This window comes from Tautonia plasticadhaerens, from assembly GCF_007752535.1.
Taxonomy (GTDB): Bacteria; Planctomycetota; Planctomycetia; order Isosphaerales; family Isosphaeraceae; genus Tautonia; species Tautonia plasticadhaerens.
The window spans coordinates 4,685,805-4,703,946 of record NZ_CP036426.1; the positions used below are offsets into that span (position 1 = coordinate 4,685,805).

General features: G+C 71.0%; 19 protein-coding genes. 5 read left to right on the forward strand and 14 right to left on the reverse strand.

All coding sequences use genetic code 11. The features are described from left to right. Nucleotides 1-22: 22 nt before the first annotated feature. The 10 genes from ElP_RS18835 to ElP_RS18880 form a co-directional block, all read right to left on the reverse strand. Nucleotides 23-997 carry a type II secretion system F family protein gene (locus ElP_RS18835; RefSeq protein WP_145271893.1) on the reverse strand — a complete coding sequence of 325 codons (975 nt, stop codon included), beginning with the start codon at nucleotides 995-997 and terminating at the stop codon, nucleotides 23-25. Between the two features lie 74 nt (nucleotides 998-1,071). After that, entirely contained in the window at nucleotides 1,072-2,520 is a 1,449-nt protein-coding gene (locus tag ElP_RS18840) for a CpaF family protein (protein WP_145271895.1), read from the reverse strand. A gap of 66 nt (nucleotides 2,521-2,586) precedes the next feature. Beyond that, nucleotides 2,587-3,765: an AAA family ATPase gene (locus ElP_RS18845; RefSeq protein WP_145271897.1), complete on the reverse strand. Its 1,179-nt coding sequence runs from the start codon at nucleotides 3,763-3,765 to the stop codon at nucleotides 2,587-2,589. A gap of 61 nt (nucleotides 3,766-3,826) precedes the next feature. Next, the gene (cpaB, locus tag ElP_RS18850) at nucleotides 3,827-4,816 is read right to left on the reverse strand and encodes a Flp pilus assembly protein CpaB (protein ID WP_145271899.1); all 990 of its coding nucleotides are present in this window, start codon (nucleotides 4,814-4,816) and stop codon (nucleotides 3,827-3,829) included. A gap of 36 nt (nucleotides 4,817-4,852) precedes the next feature. After that, on the reverse strand, nucleotides 4,853-5,398 hold the full coding sequence (locus ElP_RS18855; RefSeq protein ID WP_197446166.1) for an A24 family peptidase: 546 nt from the start codon (nucleotides 5,396-5,398) through the stop codon (nucleotides 4,853-4,855). Nucleotides 5,399-5,577: 179 nt separating this feature from the next. Next, nucleotides 5,578-5,763 (reverse strand): Flp family type IVb pilin, encoded by a 186-nt coding sequence (locus tag ElP_RS18860; protein ID WP_145271903.1) that lies wholly within the window; start codon nucleotides 5,761-5,763, stop codon nucleotides 5,578-5,580. Between the two features lie 242 nt (nucleotides 5,764-6,005). Then, complete coding sequence (locus tag ElP_RS18865; protein ID WP_145271905.1) at nucleotides 6,006-6,659, reverse strand: hypothetical protein; 654 nt, start codon at nucleotides 6,657-6,659, stop codon at nucleotides 6,006-6,008. A gap of 111 nt (nucleotides 6,660-6,770) precedes the next feature. After that, nucleotides 6,771-7,355: a TadE/TadG family type IV pilus assembly protein gene (locus ElP_RS18870; protein WP_315852639.1), complete on the reverse strand. Its 585-nt coding sequence runs from the start codon at nucleotides 7,353-7,355 to the stop codon at nucleotides 6,771-6,773. A 195-nt stretch (nucleotides 7,356-7,550) separates the two neighbouring features. Further along, nucleotides 7,551-8,747 carry a pilus assembly protein TadG-related protein gene (locus ElP_RS18875; RefSeq protein WP_145271909.1) on the reverse strand — a complete coding sequence of 399 codons (1,197 nt, stop codon included), beginning with the start codon at nucleotides 8,745-8,747 and terminating at the stop codon, nucleotides 7,551-7,553. A gap of 27 nt (nucleotides 8,748-8,774) precedes the next feature. Then, the gene (locus ElP_RS18880; protein WP_145271911.1) at nucleotides 8,775-9,194 is read right to left on the reverse strand and encodes a TadE/TadG family type IV pilus assembly protein; all 420 of its coding nucleotides are present in this window, start codon (nucleotides 9,192-9,194) and stop codon (nucleotides 8,775-8,777) included. Nucleotides 9,195-9,512: 318 nt separating this feature from the next. Here ElP_RS18880 and ElP_RS41250 point away from each other — a divergent pair, with 318 nt between their 5' ends. The 5 genes from ElP_RS41250 (at nucleotide 9,513) to ElP_RS18905 (ending at nucleotide 12,226) form a co-directional block, all read left to right on the forward strand. Continuing rightward, on the forward strand, nucleotides 9,513-9,737 hold the full coding sequence (locus tag ElP_RS41250) for a TadE family protein (protein ID WP_390834706.1): 225 nt from the start codon (nucleotides 9,513-9,515) through the stop codon (nucleotides 9,735-9,737). Then, nucleotides 9,734-10,207, forward strand: a complete 474-nt coding sequence (locus ElP_RS18890; RefSeq protein ID WP_145271915.1) for a hypothetical protein — start codon at nucleotides 9,734-9,736, stop codon at nucleotides 10,205-10,207. Before ElP_RS41250 ends, ElP_RS18890 begins: the two co-directional genes overlap by 4 nt. 105 nt (nucleotides 10,208-10,312) lie before the next feature. Then, the gene (gene rpmF / locus ElP_RS18895) at nucleotides 10,313-10,501 is read left to right on the forward strand and encodes a 50S ribosomal protein L32 (RefSeq protein WP_145271916.1); all 189 of its coding nucleotides are present in this window, start codon (nucleotides 10,313-10,315) and stop codon (nucleotides 10,499-10,501) included. A 53-nt stretch (nucleotides 10,502-10,554) separates the two neighbouring features. Next, on the forward strand, nucleotides 10,555-10,875 hold the full coding sequence (rpmB, locus tag ElP_RS18900) for a 50S ribosomal protein L28 (RefSeq protein WP_145271918.1): 321 nt from the start codon (nucleotides 10,555-10,557) through the stop codon (nucleotides 10,873-10,875). Between the two features lie 598 nt (nucleotides 10,876-11,473). Next, nucleotides 11,474-12,226, forward strand: a complete 753-nt coding sequence (locus tag ElP_RS18905; protein WP_145271920.1) for an RNA polymerase sigma factor — start codon at nucleotides 11,474-11,476, stop codon at nucleotides 12,224-12,226. Between the two features lie 126 nt (nucleotides 12,227-12,352). On the opposite strand, the gene ElP_RS18910 is transcribed toward ElP_RS18905, so the two are convergent. From ElP_RS18910 to ElP_RS18925, 4 genes are all read right to left on the reverse strand, one after another. Further along, the gene (locus ElP_RS18910) at nucleotides 12,353-12,595 is read right to left on the reverse strand and encodes a hypothetical protein (protein ID WP_145271922.1); all 243 of its coding nucleotides are present in this window, start codon (nucleotides 12,593-12,595) and stop codon (nucleotides 12,353-12,355) included. A gap of 268 nt (nucleotides 12,596-12,863) precedes the next feature. Next, nucleotides 12,864-14,297, reverse strand: a complete 1,434-nt coding sequence (locus ElP_RS18915; RefSeq protein ID WP_145271924.1) for a DUF1501 domain-containing protein — start codon at nucleotides 14,295-14,297, stop codon at nucleotides 12,864-12,866. Nucleotides 14,298-14,346: 49 nt separating this feature from the next. Continuing rightward, nucleotides 14,347-17,247, reverse strand: coding sequence for a PSD1 and planctomycete cytochrome C domain-containing protein (locus tag ElP_RS18920; RefSeq protein ID WP_197446168.1), 2,901 nt, complete (start codon nucleotides 17,245-17,247; stop codon nucleotides 14,347-14,349). Nucleotides 17,248-17,459: 212 nt separating this feature from the next. Then, nucleotides 17,460-18,107: a hypothetical protein gene (locus ElP_RS18925; RefSeq protein ID WP_145271927.1), complete on the reverse strand. Its 648-nt coding sequence runs from the start codon at nucleotides 18,105-18,107 to the stop codon at nucleotides 17,460-17,462. Between the last annotated feature and the right edge of the window lie 35 nt (nucleotides 18,108-18,142).

Sequence of the window (18,142 nt, forward strand, 5' to 3'; positions counted from 1 at the left end):
GGGTCGGGGGCGGGGTCCCGGGTCAGACCTTGATCGAGATGATCTTCTTGATCGCCACGGCCCCGAGCACCTGGAGGAAGACGGTGACGGCCAGGAGCTTGGTGCCCAGGGTGGTGGTAAACAGCGGGGAGACGTAGGACGGGTTGCTCGCGGCGATGAAGGCGAGCAGGCCCGGCGGCAGGGCCATGAGGACCATGCCCGAGAGGCGGCCCTCGGCGGTGAGCGCCTTGACGTGGCCGACCAGCTCGAACCGCTGGCGGATGAGCCGGCCGATCTTGTCAAGCACCTCGGCCAGGTCACCGCCGGTGGTGCGCTGGATGATGATGGCGGTGACGAGGAAGCGGACGTCCATCGTCGGGATCCGGGTGGAGATGCCCCGGAGGGCGTCGTCCATCGGCACCCCGAGGTTCTGCTCTTCGAAGGCGCGGCCGAACTCGGCGGAGACCGGCCCCTTCATCTCCTGGGAGACAAGCTGCATGCCGGAGGCCAGGCCGTGGCCTGCCCGCAGGGCCCGGCTCATCAGCTCGACGGCCTCGGGCAGGGAGGCCATGAACAGGGAGATCCGCTTGCCCTTGCGCCAGAGCAGGAAGAAGTAGGGCATCCCGGCCCCGAGCACTAGCCCGGAGACCGGGGCCAGCAGCGGGGAGACGAGCACCCCGGTGAGGACGACGCCGGCCGCCCCCATGACGCAGGCGATCATGAGGAACGTCTTGAACGGCAGGCTCATGTCGGCCTGCTCGTACAGCTCCTTGATCGAGTCGAAGCTGGGGACGAGCCGCTCCAGCGCGGCGAATTGCCCGGACTGGATCGAGGGGACCCGCAGCAGCGAGTCGGCCGCCTGCATCCGCTGCTGCCTGGGCCGCTTGCCGGTGGTCAGGTGCTCCAGGCGCTCCTCGGCCAGGGCCGATTCCGGCTTCACCAGCGCCATCGCCACGCCGGCGACCACGAGCGCGATGGCCGCGCCGGCCGCGATCGTCACGAGGGTGATGGGGTCCATCGTCGGGGGCTCCGGGGGGTGGGTGCGGGGTGACGTCGGTCGTCGGGCGGCGGGATTCGGACCCGGCCCGGGGGTCAGTCGTCCAGCAGCACGCGCTGGCGGAAGAGGTCCTGGGGGACGACGCAGCCGGAGGACTCAAGGCGGTCCATGAAGGTGGGCCGGATGCCGGTGGAGACGAACCGGCCGTGGGCCCGGCCGTTGGAGTCGACGCCGAGCTGCTCGAACTTGAAGATCTCCTGCATGATGATCGTGTCCCCCTCCATGCCGACGACCTCGGTGATGCTCGTCACCTTGCGGGGGCCGCCCTGGAGGCGGTTGGCCTGGATGATCAGGTCGACGGCCGAGGCGAACTGGGCGCGGAGCGCCCGGATGGGCAGCTCCAGGCCGGCCATGCTGATCATGGTCTCCAGCCGGCTCATGGCGTCGCGCGGGTTGTTGGCGTGGACGGTGGTCAGCGAGCCGTCGTGGCCGGTGTTCATGGCCTGGATCATGTCGAGGGTCTCGGACCCTCGGCACTCGCCGATGATCACGCGGTCGGGCCGCATGCGGAGGGCGTTCTTGACGAGGTCGGTCGCCGTGACGGCCCCCCGGCCCTCGACGTTGGCCGGCCGGGTCTCCAGGCGGACGACGTGCTCCTGCTGGAGGCGGAGCTCGGCGGCGTCCTCGATGGTGATGATCCGGTGGTCGTTCTGGATGAAGCCGGAGAGGGTGTTCAGCAGGGTCGTCTTGCCCGACCCGGTGCCGCCGGAGATGATCACATTGAGGCGCGCCTTCATGGCCGCTTCGAGCAGGATCAGCATCTCGGGCGTGAAGGCCTTGAAGCGGAGCAGGTCGTCCTGGGTGAGGGGCTTGGACCCGAACATCCGGATGGTCAGCACCGGCCCGTCCAGCGCCAGCGGGGGGATGATGGCGTTGACCCGCGAGCCGTCCGGGAGCCGGGCGTCGACCATCGGCGAGCTCTCGTCGATGCGACGACCGACCCGGGAGACGATGCGGTCGATGATCTGGAGCAGGTGGTCGTCGTCCCGGAAGTTGATGATCGAGCGCTCGATGCGGCCCTTCTTCTCGATGAAGACGAAGCGGGGGCCGTTGATCATGATGTCGCCGATCCCCTCCTCCTTGAGCAGCGCCTCCAGCGGGCCGAGGCCGAAGGTCTCGTCGAGGATCTCGTCGACGAGCTTCTGGCGCTCGGCCTTGTTGAGCATCGGGTTGTCTTCATCGAGCAGGTGCTCGATGACGGAGCGGACCTCGAGCCGGACGGTCCGGGGGTCGAGCTCGTTGACCCGGTTGAAGTCGAGGCGATCGACGAGCTTTCCGTGGATCCGGCGCTTGATGGCCTCGAACTGGGCGACGGCCGGGTCGGCCTTGGGCTGCTCGGGGTCGCGGTTGGCCTGCTTGGGGGGCGGGGGAGGGGGGGGCGGCGCGGCGACCTCGGGCTGCTCGGCGGGGGGGGTCCTCGCCGGGACGTGGGACGTCCCAAGGGTGCGCTGGCCGAGCGGGCTGCGGCCGAATCCGTTGATCATCGGCGGGATGCCTCCGGCGGGGTTCCCCCTGACGGCCGAGCCGGGCGGGGGCCTCGCGTGTCTGATTCAGGTGAACATGGCGGCGAACTTGCCGAGGAACGGCTTCGGCGGCCGGTCGCCGCCGATCGGGGCGAAGCCCCGGGCGATGTCCTGCAGGGCGCGGGTGATCCGGTGCTTGGGGGCCTCGACCTCGATGGGGACGCCCTTGACCCGCGCCGAGTTGACGATGTCGGAGACGTTGGGGATCTGCCAGCCGATCGGGGCGCCGAGCGTCTCCTCGGCCTTCTTCAGGCCGATGCTGGTGATGTCCGACCCGACCCGGTTGACCACCACCTTGACCCGGTCGGACACCCCCTCGACCTGCCGGAAGAGCTGCATCAGCCGGGCCCCGTTGCGGAGGCTGCAGACGTCGAGCTGGGTGACCATGAGGATGGTGTCGGCCAGCTCCAGGGCGATGAAGTCGGTGGCCTGGAACCCCTTGCTGACGTCGACGACGACGAAGCGGAAGGCGCGGAGCAGCAGTTCCAGCAGGCGGCGGAGCGCCTCGGGCTCGACCCGGGCGGCGTCCTCCATGTCCGTGGGAGCGGAGAGGACGTGGACGCCGGACTCGTGCCGGGTGAGGACGCGGTGCAGCAGGGTCTCGTCGTAGCGGTCGATCTCCGAGGTGACGTCGGCCAGGGTGAGCTCGGGCATGACGTCGAGCAGGGTGTCGACGCAGCCGAGCAGCAGGTCGAGGTCGACCAGGGCGACCGAGGCGCCCGGGGCCTTGGCGAGCATGGTGGCCAGGTTCACCGCCAGGGTCGTGCAGCCGACCCCGCCGGAGGCGCCGACGATGGTCAGCATGGCGCCCTGGCCGGCGACCTCGGGGGCGGCGGAGGGCATCAGGCGGTCGATGGAGGCGCGTGCCTCCTCCGCGTCGATCGGCAAGGGGAGGAACTCGGTGGCCCCGGCCCGGAGGGCCTTGAGGATCGTCTCGCCGTCCCGGGATCGGCTGGCCGGCAGGATCGGGACGCGGGGGGCCGCGGCCCGGATCTGGCGGATGGCGGCCAGGGCGCGCTCGGGGTCGGCGTCGAGGACGATCAGCAACAGGTCGATCGCCGGGCCGTCAAGGGCCCGGACCGCCCCGTCGTAGTCGGCGATGGACCGCTCGACTCGCACCATGCCGAGGCCGGACAGGGCGGCCTGCACCGCGGCCCGGGAGGCGGAGTCGGGGTCGACCAGGAGCAGTCGTCGGGCGGTGTCCATGGGGATCAGCCGGGGTCTCGTCGTCGGTCGGGGTTCCTCTCGGCCCGGGGGTCGGCGCTCCTCATCCCGGGGGAGGGGAGGACAGGGCCGCGGTGGGGGGATCCCCGAGTCCGTCGAGGAAGAAGGGGCGTCGAATCTCGGGCTCGTCGGCCGGGTCGGGCGAGGCGAGCGGGTCGCCCCCCGCGGGGCCGATCAGCATGAATCGGGGCGGCGTCCGGCCGGCGAAGACGGTCAGCCGGCGGGGAGGCTCGGGCTCGACGACGATCGGAACCGGGGAGGGGGCCGGGGGCGGATCGTCGACGATGGTCACGACCGGCTCGGGCTCCGGCTCCGGCTCGGGGTCGGGGGCCGAGGCGACCGCGGGCGTCGGCTCGGGGGGGGCGACCGGCTCGGGTTCGGGGGCCTCGGCGAGTAGTTCGTCGTTGAGGCCTCGGAGGGAGAGGGTCAGCGAACCGCGCTGCATGGCGCTGGCCAGGACGCGGACCTGCTCCGGGGTCACCTCCAGGGTGACAGTGGTGGCCTCGATGGCGCGCTCCTCCAGTCGCTCGAAGACGGTGCCCGAGGCCAGGACCCGGACGTTCTCCAGCACGATGTCGGCGCGGCCGGGCTGGTCGGGCCAGGGCTGCAGGACGTCGACCCGGTAATCGGGCAGGATGAAGCCGGAGACGCCGCTCTGCTCGTCGACCCGGATGGCGAAGGCCCGCATGCCGGGGGTGATCCGGGCGATCATGCCGGTGGGCGTCCCCTTCTGGGCGAGCTTGCCGTCGAGGATCACGTCGCCGGGCAGGATGCGGATCATGGCCCATCGGTTGAGGGCCTGCTTCGGGTCGGTCAGGGCCCCCGGGGGGACCATCTCGGCGGGCATCTCCTTGGTGGAGATCATCTCGGGCGTGACCGCCTGCTCGACCTTGATCTCCTGGATGGCGACGAGCACGGCGCTCATCGGCACCTTGCTGGTTTGCTTTCGATTCAGGAGGGTGCGGACCCCGAACATCGCCGCCAGGCCGCAGGCGCCGGCCATCACGAGGAGCATCAGTGCCTTGCCGTTCATCCCGGTCCTCCCCAGGTGCGGGGCCCAGTTGAGTGGTCAGGTAAGCATCCCGGCCCAGGCGAGGTAGCCGACCGCGCCGATGGTCAGGGGGACGCCGTAGGGCAGCAGCCAGAGGGTCGGCTTGCGGGCGGCGGCGAGCTCGGCGACCCGGTCGGGGTGGCGGATCGTGATCACCTCGCGGGCGGCCTGGACGGCCGTCCGCCAGTGCTTGGCCCACTGACCGCCCCAGGCCATCATCGCGAGGGCCATGACGCCGCCGACGATGATGCCGGCGGCGAGGGCGTTGAGGGCCATCGTCGGGCCGACCCAGGCGCCGAAGCCGGCGAAGAGCTTCACGTCGCCGCCGCCGACCCAGCCGTAGGCGAAGATCAGGCCCAGGATGAGCAGCCCGACGAGCAGGCCGAGCGTCGACCAGGCAAGGCCCGGCAGCCCGGCGCGGCCGGCCCAGAAGGCCATGCCGCAGAGGCCGAGCGGGAGGGTCAGCCAGTTGGGCACCCGCCGCTCCCGGCCGTCGATCCAGGCGCCGTAGATCATCGTCCCCGAGACGAGCCAGGCGACGCCGATCGGCAGGGTGTCCGTCATCGCGATCTCTCCCGTTACCCCGGCTCTCGGGCGTCGATCCCGTCGCGCCCGGGCCGTTCGCGGCCGTTGCCAATGAGACCCTAGGTCATGAAACGCCGGAGGGCCCCCGGGAAGCGGCTCGTGCCGCATTCCGGGGGCCCTCTCCCCTCCGAATACCCCGAGGGGCCGGCCGAGACGGATCAGGAGTTGCCCGAAGGCAGCGAGTCGCTGACGTTCTGGAACGTCGTGTTGAGGTTGGTGCCCAGCGCCTGGACGGTGACGATGATCGCCACGGCGATCAGGGCGACCATGACGGCGTACTCGACCGCGGTCGGGCCGTCTTCGTTGTTGATGAAACGGCGGATGCGGTTGACCAGCATGTTCATCGATTCGTATCCCTCGGTATGGGCCCCGCCCAAGGCGGTCGAGGGCGGGCGGCCCCGTTGCGTCCGATCGTGGTTCCCGCCCCGATCCCGCTGGCGGCGGGTCGGGACGCCTCCGACTTCCTCTCTCATCCCGCGGCTCCCGGCATCGGGGGCACCAGTAACCTAGGTCGCGCTTCCTCGGCTCGTCAAACGACCGGCGAGATGTTTCTCGGCCGCGTCGCGCCCCGGCCCGCCCGGCGGCCTCAGAGCCCCAACTCGACCGGCCTGGGGGTCTCGTCGACCAGGACCAGCTGGCCCCCGTTGTAGTACCGCACCCGGAGCATCCGCATCGAGCTGACCCGGTTGGACTGCCAGCCGGGCCCGGAATTGGCGACCGATGCGGAGGGGCTGTATCCGTCCATCGAGCCGAGGCTCGTCGCGGCCTGGATCCCGAGATTGGCCCCGGAACCCTGGCCGAACCCGCTCCAGGTCGTCGAGTCCCCCTGCTTGATGTCGTAAACGATCACGCCGCCCGAGATCTGGAGCGACTGGGTCCACGTGACCGTCTCCCCCGTGGTGGCGAGCCGGGACGTCCCCTGGCTCGAGGTGGCCAGCACGCGTTCGCCGTCGTAGGAGACCAGCTCCAGGCCGCCGGGCAGGTACGAGGGCTGGCTGCGGTAGTTCAGGTTGAAGGCGATGAACTGGCCGCCAAGGTCCCCCAGCGGGCTCATCGTGGTGGTGATCTGAGGGCCCTCGGCCATCAGGTCGGGCTGGTCGATGACCAGCTCCCAGTCCTCCTCGACGCGGTCGAAGGGCGGGATTACGGTCTGGGCCCCGGCCGGCGACGCGCCGGCCCAGGCGAACCACGCCGCGGCCAGGATCAGGCCGAGGGCGCGGGTGATGCTCAATCGGGTCATTCGATCCTCCTCCTCGGGTCTCCGGGAGGGGCTCCCCCCCCGGGTTCGTCGCATCGGCTGACGCCGGATCAGGTCTCCGGCCGACCGGCCTGGCCCCCGAACGGGCCGGGATCATCCGTCCTTCTCGCTGGACATCGTGGCCTCGGCCACGACGTCCCTGCCGCCGAAGGCGAAGGGGTCCCCCAGCCAGCTGACCTGGTCGAAGGGGACGCTAAGGCGGACGGTAATCCGGTTCGGCGCCGGGGCCGTCGTCCAGTCGCCGGCCGGGCTGCTGATCCGGATCGCCGGGGTGATCCCCGAGCCGATCAGGGCCGAGTCGATCCGGCCCCGGACGGCGGCCTCCGTCTGGCCGGGCAGGACCGCCGTCCGGCAGGCCTCCCGGGCCGCGACGTTGAGCAACTGGGTGACCATCCCCAGGCGAGCGGCCTCGATGGTCCCGAAAATCAACGCCAGGAAAACGGGGAGCACCAGGGCCATCTCGACGGCGGCGGCCCCCCCTCGCCGTCCGGCTGCACACCGTTGCACTCTCACGTCGATTCCCCTTCCAGTGCGCCCGGGTCCGGGCCGGCACGGGCCGGCACGCCGCCGGGGTGGTCGGTCGGTAGGCGGATCGGTCAGGGGCGTCCCCGGATCCGGGGGGCCGGATGGTCGATCGCCTCCCCGGCACGGGCGGCAGCCGGCCGCGTCGCGGCGCACCTCGGTCCCGGGGCGGGCCGTCGGCCGACGCCGGGGAGTCGGAGCGCCGCGTCGCGGCCGGCTGCCGCCCGCGAGAAGCTTATGTCACGCCCTCGTCGTCGACTCGATCCGCCCGGGGCGGGTGTTGCGATTTCGTAACCGGTCCCCACCCGACGACGGCGATCGCCCGGGCCGAGGTCCATCCGGGGCGGGCCGTCAACGGGTCAGGTGCAGCCGGACCAGGCCGCCGGAGGTCCAGTCCGAGGAGATCTCGCCCGGGATCGCCGTCTCGTCCCTCATCATCGCCGGCTGGATGATCACGTACTTCGGGTTGCCCTTGAAGTTGACCGACAGGACGCGGACCGGGGCGAAGTCCACGATCTTGTACTGCGCGTTGTTCCCGTTGCCGCCCGAGCCGTTCGGGTCGTAGATCGGGAGGGCCCGGCCCTGGCCGATGATCGCCTCCAGGTCGTCCTTGATCCCCGAGCTGATGCCCGGGTTCCCCTCGAGCATCATGTATCGATTCCCTTGCGGGTCGGTCAGGTTCAGCTTGATCTGCCCGCCGGGATAGGTGTTCAGCTGCTGGGACGTGATCCCGTAGCGGATCTGGGCTCCGAGCGTGCTGGTGCTGTTGTTCGAGACGCCGACCTTGACCGTCCCCCAGTTGCCCGGGTAGCCGTTCTTGACCGGGTAGAGCTGCGACTCCTGGATTCCGTCCGACCCGCTCTTGACCTCCCCGGTGACCGGGTCGTAGCGGAACTGGTCGGTCGTGGCCGTCGCGGGGCTGATCATGTCCGAATAGGTCTGCCGGTCCAGCACGATCGGCAGGACGTCGGCGTTGCGGTCGGGGTCGGCCTTGAAGCCGGCGATCCGGTAGTTCAGGGCCGACGCGGTCCCGGAGTGCCGGACGTCGGTCCCCTCGAAGCCGAGGGCCCGGGAGAAGAAGGCCGGGACGATCCCGCCCCGGTCCGCCGACCGGGCGGCCCGCACCTGCACCGAGTTGAACATCGGCGCCAGGAGCGCGGAAGTCAGGAAGGGGCTGGCCGGGTCGGTCGGGTCGGCCATGTAGCCGAGCACCACGTCACCGTCCTGCTCGTTGGTCGGGTTCGGCGCGATCACCGGCTGCCGGCCGAGGACCGGGTTCTCCCGGGTGAACTCCCGGGCGCGGTCGTGGGCGGCGGTCATGATGACGTCAATCGGGGCGTCGGGGACGAGCCGACGCTCGTCGGCCAGGGCGGCGGCACCGGCCAGCGCGCCGGAGTCGGCGGCGGTGCCAAGCTGATGGCGGGCCACGGCCAGGACCATCGTGTCCACCGCCAGGGCTACGAAGCCGAGGATGGCGGTCATCATCACCGCCGTCAGGACCATGGTCGCGCCGCGACGGAGGCCGCGGCGATCGGTTCGGGGGTTCATGGGCGGGTCATCCTCACGGGGCGGGGCTCAACCGTTCTTCTCGCTGCACATGGTGGCCGAGGCGACGACCGAGGTGCCGCCGAAGGCGAAGGGGTCCCCCAGCCAGCTGACCTGGTCGAAGGGGACGCTCAGGCGGACGGTGACCCGGTTCGGCGCCTTGGCCGTCGTCCAGTCGCCGGCCGGGCTGCTGACCTGGATCGCCGGGGTGATCCCCGAGCCGGCCAGCACCGCATCGATCCGGGCCCGGACGGTCGCCGTCGTCTGCCCCTCCCGGACCGCCGTCCGGCAGCCTTCCCGGGCGGCGACGTGCAGGAGCTGCGAGACCATGCCCAGCCGGGTGGCCTCGATCGTGCCCAGGATCACGGAGATGAACAGGGGGAGGACGATGGCCATCTCGACGGCGGCGGCCCCCGCCCGCCGCCGTCGGCCGCGACGACTGGCCCCCATGGTCGGTTCCTCCTCTCGAAGCGAAGCGAAGCGGGACCGCGCTTCGATCGACCGAAGCGTCCCTCGTCGGCGAATTGGCCCGCCGACCCCCGGGGGGACCCGCGAGTCATGGGCTCCTCCCGGCCGCCCGGTCCGAGGCGGCCGGGTCGATCCAGCCGCTCACCATCGATCGATGGGCCGACGGTGATCTCCCCGAGGGGATCCTATTTCACATTCGCACCGCCGTGACGTTTCGGGCGGCCGATGTTTCCGAGATCTTTCAATCCGACTCCCGCACAGGGTGAATTAATTCTTTGAGGGAAGGAATCGGGCACGGGTGTGCGCGGCGAGGGGGGAAGTCGGACGATAGGAGGACGGCGTCGACGGGGGGCGACCAGCAGGGGCGCGGCGGCGGTCGAGATGGCGATCCTCCTGCCCTTGCTATGCCTGATCATGGCGATCATCGTCGATTTCTCGAGGGGCGTCGCGGACCTGTCGCCCCCCCGGCCTCGGGCACCGTCTACAACGGCCTGCCGTTCCCCCCCTATGGGACCCGCACCATGAGCCCGGGGGTGTACAACGGCGGCGTCAACATCGGCGGCGGCATGACGATCACGATGGAGCCGGGGATCTACTACATGAGGAACGGCGACTTCACCGTCGCCAACGGGGCCCGGGTGACCGGGACCGGCGTGATGGTCTACGTCGACCCCGGCAGCGGCCGGATCAACTTCCAGGGCGGCGGCGTGATCCGGCTGCAGGCGCCCACCTCGGGCCCCTACGCCGGCGTTGTGCTGTACCAGGACCGCGCCTCGACCCGGGACATCTCGATTGCCAACGGCACGAACACCACGTTCGTCGGGGTCTTCTACGCCGCCGGGGCCCGGGTCTCCTTCGCCGGGGGCAACCAGACCGACTCGTACGGCACCCAGCTGATCTTCAAGAGCTTGAGCGCGACGAACAATGCCCACGTGCGGGTGCACGCCTCGGACGAATCCCCGTCGGTGAGCCCCTCGTTCCGGATCGTCGAATGAGCCCGGGGCCCGGCGTTCACCTTGCATCTCACCGGGTCGTGCGTGTACTATCAGACGCTTTGCCCCAAACTCCATCACCCCAGGCGGTTCGCCGGAGCGTGTTCCGTGGCCGTACCGAAGCGGCGTACATCGAAGTCAAAGAAGGGGATGCGGCGCAGCCACGACGCCCTTCAGTTCACCATCGTGCTGATCGCCTGCGACCAGTGCGGCTCCCCGAAGCCGCGCCACACGGTCTGTCCCGAATGCGGGACCTATCGCGGGCGGCAGGTGGTCAAGATTGGCGACGAGGAATGAGCCGGGCCCGATCCTCGCGATCCTCACGCCCCAGATGACCAGGAGTCAGTCCGATGGGACGGCAGTGCGAAGTCAGCGGCAAGAAGACCTCCTTCGGCAACCACGTCACCACCCGTGGTAAGGCCAAGTACCTCGGCGGCGTCGGCACCAAGATCACCGGGATCAGCCGACGCAAGTTCAAGCCCAACCTCCAGAGCATCAAGGTCTGGCTCCCCAACGGCACCACACGACGCGTCCGGGTGGCGACCTCGGTCATCCGGGAGGGCAAGCTCACCCTGGAGGTCGACGGGAAGATGCAGACCTTCCCGCTGATCAAGGCCTCCAAGGGTAGCCGCCAGGCCAGGGAACGGCTCGGCAATCTCTATCCGCTCTGACCGATCCTCCCCTCCAGCGAAACCCGAGGCCGACCCCTCGGGGCACGAAACCGGTCCCGATCGGGCCGCCCCGAACCGGGGCGGCCCGTCGCCCCTCGGGGAGTCGGCCTGCTCCCCGGGTTCATTGGCCCTCGCTGCGGAGCGACCGAGCGACGCTGCGGCCGGTTCTCCGTCCGGCGTGCGGACCGCCCGGTTCGGCACGTTGGATCAAGCCCATTCGCCGCAGACGCTGTGCATGGAAGGTGTTGCGGCCAGGTCCCGGGCGTGGGGATTCGCCGCCCCGGAGTCATCCGCCCGCCGCGCCGCCGGCCGGTCTGGGCCGGGATCGTCGGCGGTCTCGCGGTCTCGGGGTCGGGAGGGTTCGCGGCCTCGTCTCACGATCACGCGTCGAGAGAAGTCACCGTCGGATGATCTCGGATCGCACCGACCCTGGCGTCGAGGGCACGGATGTGCCAGAATTCTGGGGCGACCCGGAGTCGGACCGATCGGCTTCCACGCACGCGGCGTGAGGGGCCGTCGAGGCGTGACTCCGGGTTGGGGAGGTGATGGTCAGTCGATTCGATCCGATCCGGTGCCGGGCGAACGAGGCGATCTGACGATGGACGAGGACCGCATCGAGGCCTATCGCCCGCCCCGGCGCTTCATCCGTCGCGAAGGCCGGGACCGTGATCCTCGGGTCGGCGACCGGACGGCGTGGGAACGGGTGATTCGTCGCCACGAACCGGCCGCGCTCCGATATCTCCGGGACGCCGTCGGCGATCCGGCCAAGGCCGAGGCGCTGTTCCGGGAATTCGCCGGGGCGATGCGCCTCGGCGATCGGGACGGCGGGCCCATCCCCCTCGGCCCGTTCCGGGACCTCCTGCGGACGCCCCTGGTCCGGCTGGTCGAGGCCCATCGCGGATGGACTGATCAGGCGAATCTGATCGGATCGGGGGCGGGGGCCGACGAGGCATCCTCCCGGGACGCCGAGGAAGCCCGATTCGACGCGATCTGGCGGCAAGAATTGCTGGACCGGAGCTGGTCGAGGCTCCGGGAGATGGAGGATCGTACTGGTCAGCCGTTCCACACGACCCTGAAATGCCTGGCCGATGCCCCCGGGCTCTCGTCCCCCGAGCTGGCGGACCGCGTCGGCCGGAAGCTCGGCAAGGCGATCTCGGCCCCCAACGCCCGTCAATTGCTCCATCGCGCCCGGGCGGAATTCTCGAAGCTGCTGCTCGAGGAGGTCGTCGCCACCTTGCCCTGCGGGGCCCCGTTCGAGGCGATCGAGCGCGAGCTGATCGAGACGGGGCTGCTCGCCTTCTGCCGGGAGGCGGTCGGTCGCGCCCGGCCGGTCTCGTGGCGAGGGCGTTGAGCCGCCCGAGGGGGGTTTGCGCCCTCCCCCCGGGCCACCGGGACCGGAGGGTCAGGCGATCGACCCGGTCGGGGCGGGTCGGCACGCTCCCGCCCCGACCGGGGTGGCCCCGGTTCATCCGGGGGATCAGTTCAGCTCGACCGGGGCCGAGATGTCGGCCATCCGGAGGACCATGTCGAGCGCGTCGTCGGCCCGGCGCCGATCGGCGTACTTCGCCAGGGGGGCCGACGGGGTGCCGTCCCGGTAGATGCCGACGACGGCGTGCAGGCCGCGATACTCGACCACCTCGGCCCGCTCGAAGAGTCCCGAGCGGATCAGGGAGGCCAGGTTGCGCTGCCAGAGGGTGGTGTCTGTCATCTGGGTCGTCATGGTCGGCCTCCCCACTCCCTGTACGGGTTGGATTGCACGGTCGAAGGGCCGTCGTCTCGACTTTCCGCAAGAATTCTACGACCGGTCGAGGCCGATTGTTCCGGGAACCGGGCGAGTCGGTGCCGATTTCCCCGAGCCCGGCCCGATCCCGCACCGCGGCCCAGAGGGGATTCGGTCGATCACGCCGGGGATTCTCGGGCCCGACGCGAATCGCGATCCCGTGCCTGAGGGACGAGGAGGGGCGCGCCGTTCCCCGGCCGCGATCGACTCAGGAGAGGATCGGGGAGACGACCGAGCCGTGGACGTCGGTCAGCCTCATGTCCCGGCCGCTGAAGCGGTAGGTCAGCCGGGTGTGGTCGACGCCGAGCAGGTGCAGGATGGTGGCGTGCAGGTCGTAGATCTCGACCTTGTCCCGGATGGCGTGGTAGCCGTAGTCGTCGGTTTCGCCGTGGATGACCCCGCCCCGGATGCCGCCGCCGGCCAGCCACATGGTGAAGCCGAAGGGGTTGTGGTCGCGGCCGTCGGTCCCCTGGGCCATCGGGGTGCGACCGAACTCCCCGCCCCAGACGACCACGGTGGATTCCAGCAGCCCCCGGCCCTTGAGGTCCCGGAGCAGGGCGGCGATGGGTTGGTCGACGGCCCGGGCGTTGTCCTCGTGGCCGGCCTTGAGGTTGCTGTGCTGGTCCCAGCGGTCGTGGCCGACGCCGGGGCAGGTCAGCTCGACGAACCGGACGCCCCGCTCGACCAAGCGCCGGGCGAGCAGGCACTGGCGGGCGTAGGACCGGGTGTGCGGGTCGGGGGCGTCGAGCCCGTAGAGCCGGAGCGTCTCGGGGGATTCGCCCGACAGGTCGGTCAGCTCGGGCACGGCCGACTGCATCCGGAAGGCGAGCTCGCCGTTGGCGATCGCCGACTCGATCGCGTCGTGGTCGCCGACCCGGGCGAGCACGTCCCGGTCCATCGCCCGGACGAGGTCCAGCTTGCGACGCTGGGCCTCCTCGGTCGCCTCGGTCGGGGCGATGTTGGCCAGCGGCGTCTCGCCCGCCTTGAGCACCGAGCCCTGGAACGAGGCGGGCAGGAAGCCGTTGCCGAAGCAGTCGAGCCCGCCGGGCGGGACGAGCCCGCCGTTGAGCACGACGAACCCGGGCAACTCCTCGCTCTCCGAACCGAGCCCGTAGGTGACCCAGGCCCCGGCGCTGGGACGACCTTGCTGGCCGTGGCAGGTGTGGAGGAAGTAGTTCGCGTTCGTGTGCTCGGAGAAGTTCGAGACCATCGACCGGATGACCGCCAGGTCGTCGACGCACGCCCCGACGCGGGGGAACAGGTCGCTGACCGGGATGCCGCTCTCCCCCCGGCGCCGGAACGGCCAGGGGCAGCGCAGGACGTTGCCGACGTTGTTGAACTGGGTCGGCTCGACCCTCGTCCGGATCGGCCGGCCGTGCTCCCGGTCGAGGCGGGGCTTGGGGTCGAACGTGTCGACCTGGGAGGGTCCGCCGTCCATGTAGAGGAAGATCACGCTCCGGGCCTTCGCCGCGTGGTGCAGCCCCCCGTGGCCGAGGGTTCCCTCATCTGGAGCGAGTCGCTTCCCGAAGGAACGCTGCGTTAGCAGGGACGCCATCGCCAGCGCCCCGAAGCCGTTGGCACACCGGGAGAGCATGGCCCGTCGGCTCAGGGGGGGGGCGATGTGGCGTCCGCAGTGGCTCATGGCGGGGCTCCGATCCGATCGTCGGGCTCGGCCCGATCGATCGCTCCGATCATTCGACGTAGCGGAATTCCTTGGCGATGACGAGCGCGTGGCAGAGGTCGGCCCAGGCGTCCCGACCGGCCCGGCCGGCGTCGGACTGCTCCCGGACGAACGCGACGGCCCGATCCCGCTCCGCCTCCGTCGGGGCCCGACCGTAGGCCGACTCATAGAGCGCGTCGACCACCTCGGCCGGGGGACGATCCGGGGAGCCGGTCGCCCGGCCGGCCCAGCGTCGGGACTGCTCGACGATGAACGGGTCGTTCATCAGGGCGAGTGCCTGCGAGGGGACGTTCGAGGTGTCCCGGCGGCCCCGGGTGCTGCTCGGGGTGGGGAAGTCGAAGGCCAGCAGCAGCGGCGGGAGGAAGTTGCGGCGGACGTCGAGATAGAGGCTCCTCCGGCCGTCGCCGTCGATCGGCCCCGACTCCTTAGGGCGCCCCCGGCCCTCCATGAACGGGGAGAGGTGGGGGGGGACGCTCGGCCCGAACATCGTCGGGTCGAGCCGCCCGGAGAGGGCGAGGAGGGCGTCCCGGATCGCCTCGGCCTCCAGCCTCCGGAGGTTCATCCGGTGGAGCAGGGCGTTAGTCGGGTCGGCCCGGTCGGCCTCGGGCCGGGTCTTCGAGGACATCCGGTAAGCGGTCGAGGTCATCATCAGGCGGTGCATGTGCTTGGTCGACCAGCCGGAGCGGACGAACTCCGACGCCAGCCAGTCGAGCAGCTCGGGATGGGTCGGCGGAACGCCCATCGCGCCGAAGTCGTCGGGGGAGGCCACGATCCCCCGGCTGAAGTGGTGGGCCCAGAGGCGGTTGACCAGCACCCGGGCGGTCAGCGGATTCTCCGCCGAGGCGACCCGGCGAGCCAGCGTCAGCCGGTCGTCGGCCGGGGGCTTCCCTTCGGGATCCAGGACTTCGAGGAATCGCCGGGGCACCACCTCCCCCAGGTTCTTCGAGCTGCCCCGGACGTGCACCGGAACGTCGATCCCCGTCCCCTCGGCCGCGGCCAGGGCGAGGGTGGGCTCGGGGAGTTCCTCCGCGACCTGGCGGTAGCGGTCGAGGAGCGACGCGGTGGCCTCGGGGATCGTCCGGCCGTCGATCCGATCGAGGACCGGACCCGATCGGTACTCCGAGGCCGGGCCGGGCGGCTCGCGGTGGTCCGAGGCGAGGATCAGGGCGACGGCCAGCGTCCCGTCCCCCGGCCAGAAGGACGAGGTGGCCCCCGTATAGTTCGACGAGGCGCCGTCGGCGAGTTCGAGGTGGGCGAGGTGTCCGTCCCACATCGAGACGTCCATCGAGACCCATCCCGGCGCGTCTCCCAGGTCGACACCGAGCGTCAGGCCGCCGTAGATGGGGCTCCGGATCTTCTCGAAGCCGTCGACGACGAGGTTGATCCGCCCCCCCGACCCGGCGGCGAGGACGTGCAGGAACGGCCGGTCGATCGCGAAGGTCTCGGAGCGCAGGACGCCCTGCAACCGGGGGGCGATCGCCCCGCTGTGGGCCCAGCCGGGTTCGAGCCGGGCGAGGTCGCCGTCGGGGTCGGGCGCGAGGTCCCCGTGGCGGGTGGGACGGTCGCCGAAGGCCTGGCCGGCGGGATACCAGGCGTCGAAGGAGTCGGCGGCGAAGTCGGCGAACAGCTCATCTCCTTCCCTGAGCCGGGGAGGCCCGGCGGCGGGGGCGCGCCCGGGGCCGAACTCGGCGGCGAGCGCGGATCGGATCGACTGGAGTTCGAGCACGCGATCGTCGATCCGATGCGGGGGGTCGATGAAGGCGTACTGGTGCCGGGCGGTCTGGAAGTGGCCGGCGAGGGCGTAGTAGTCCCGGGTGCCGATGGCGTCGAACTTGTGGTCGTGGCACCGGGCACAGGCGACGGTCAGGCCGAGGAACGCCTTGCCGAGCACGTCGATCTGATTGTCGACCCTCGTCCGCATCTCCTCCCGGACGTCGACCGGCGAGTGCGTCCCCTCGGCCAGGAAGAAGGACATCGTGCCGAGGATCGCCTCGTCGGTCCCAGTCGTCGGGTGCCGCCGGGGGCGGTCGAGCAGGTCACCGGCCAGGTGCTCGACGACGAACCGGTCGTAGGGCAGGTCGTCATTCAGGGCGCGGATGATGTAATCCCGATAGCGGTGGGCGGTGAGGATGTCGTAGTCGAACTCGTGCCCCGAGGTCTCGGCGAACCGGACGAGGTCGAGCCAGTGCCTCGCCCAACGCTCGCCGTACCGGGGGGAGGCGAGCAGGCGGGCCACCAGGCGATCGAAGGCGTCGGCTCGATCGTCGGCCAGGAAGGCGGCGATCTCCTCCCGGGTCGGCGGCAGGCCGGTCAGATCGAAGGTCGCCCGTCGGATCAGCGTCCGACGATCGGCCTCGGGTGACGGGTCGAGGCCCTCCGATTCGAGCCGAGCGAGCAGGAACCGATCGACCGGGTTGCGGGGCCAGTCGGCCCTTTCGACCACGGGCACGACCGGGTCGACCACCGGTTGCAGGCTCCAGTGCCGGGCCCGGGCCTCCAGGTCGAACGGCTTGGGGCCGCTCGGCGCCTCCCCGTCGGCCGAGGCCTCCGGGGGCCAGGGGGCGCCCATCGCGACCCACTCCGTCAATCGAGCGATCTCGTCGTCGGGGAGCTTCGAGGACGGCGGCATTTGCACGTACGAATCGTATCGGATCGCCTCGATCAGCAGGCTGCCGTCCGGGTCCCCGGGGAGGACCGGGGGGCCGGAATCCCCCCCGACCTCGAAGACGAGGGGGCGGGAGTCGAGCCGCAACCCGGCCTCCTGCTCCTCCGGCCCGTGGCAGGACAAGCAGCGCTCGACCAGGATCGGCCGGATGCGGGTCTCGAAGAAGGTGATCGCCCGCGGGTCGTCCGCCGGGGGGGCTTCCTGGGCCCCCGACGGGGAGGCCAGGGCGGCCGCGATTGCCAGCATCGACGCGATTCGAGCGGGATGGAATGGCCCCATCAGTGTCTCCGACTCGGGCGGCCGATCCGGGTGCAAACCCAGTTCGACCGAAGCATCGGGCCGCATTGCCCGATCGACTCCCGGGAACCTCCACCTTGCGCGATGACGCCCCGGATGTCGAGCGGTTCCACGCCCCTGGATGCCGGGGAAATGCCCGGAAGCCCGAGGGTCTCCCGCACCTATCGCACCAGGCCGATCAATCCGGCGGCCACGACAAGGAGGGAGAGGACGACCCCCCAGAAGACGATCGAGGCCCGCCAGTCGGGAGGCGACCCGACGCCCTCGGCGGCGGGTTCGTCCCAATCATCGTCGTCTTCGTCCTCGTCGGCGGGGACGGACCAGCTCTGCGAGAGGAGGATCCGGGCGTCCTGGACGAACGCCCGGGGGACCTGGAGCCGGATGCCCCCGGTGGCGACGTGGTAGGCGGTGTTCGTGCCCATCCGGTAGCCGTCGAGCAGGGTGGGGATCGCCTCGGCGTCGAGCCGGAGCCGGGCGGCATCGGCCTGGAAAGGCAGGGTGAAGGTCTCGACGGTGGTCCAGTCGATCCGCTCGCCGTCGGCCACCGGGTGGGCCGGCTCGGGCCGATCCGACGCCAGCGGCAACTCGTGTTTCGGGCAAGGATCCCCGGCCGGGAGGGGCCAGAAGGACTCGCAGACGGTGCAATAGCCCTGCGATTCGAGGCGGTCGCCGCACTCGGGGCAGAGGTCGGAGTGCGACCGCCGGGGCCGGTCGCAGCCGGGGCAGAATCGGGGAGGTTCCGGGCGGGCCCGACCCCGGGCGGACACGCCGCCGGGGTCGCCGGTCATCCCGAGCCAGTCATCCCGCATCGCTCCTCCTCCCCGGCCTCACGGGTCATGGCCCC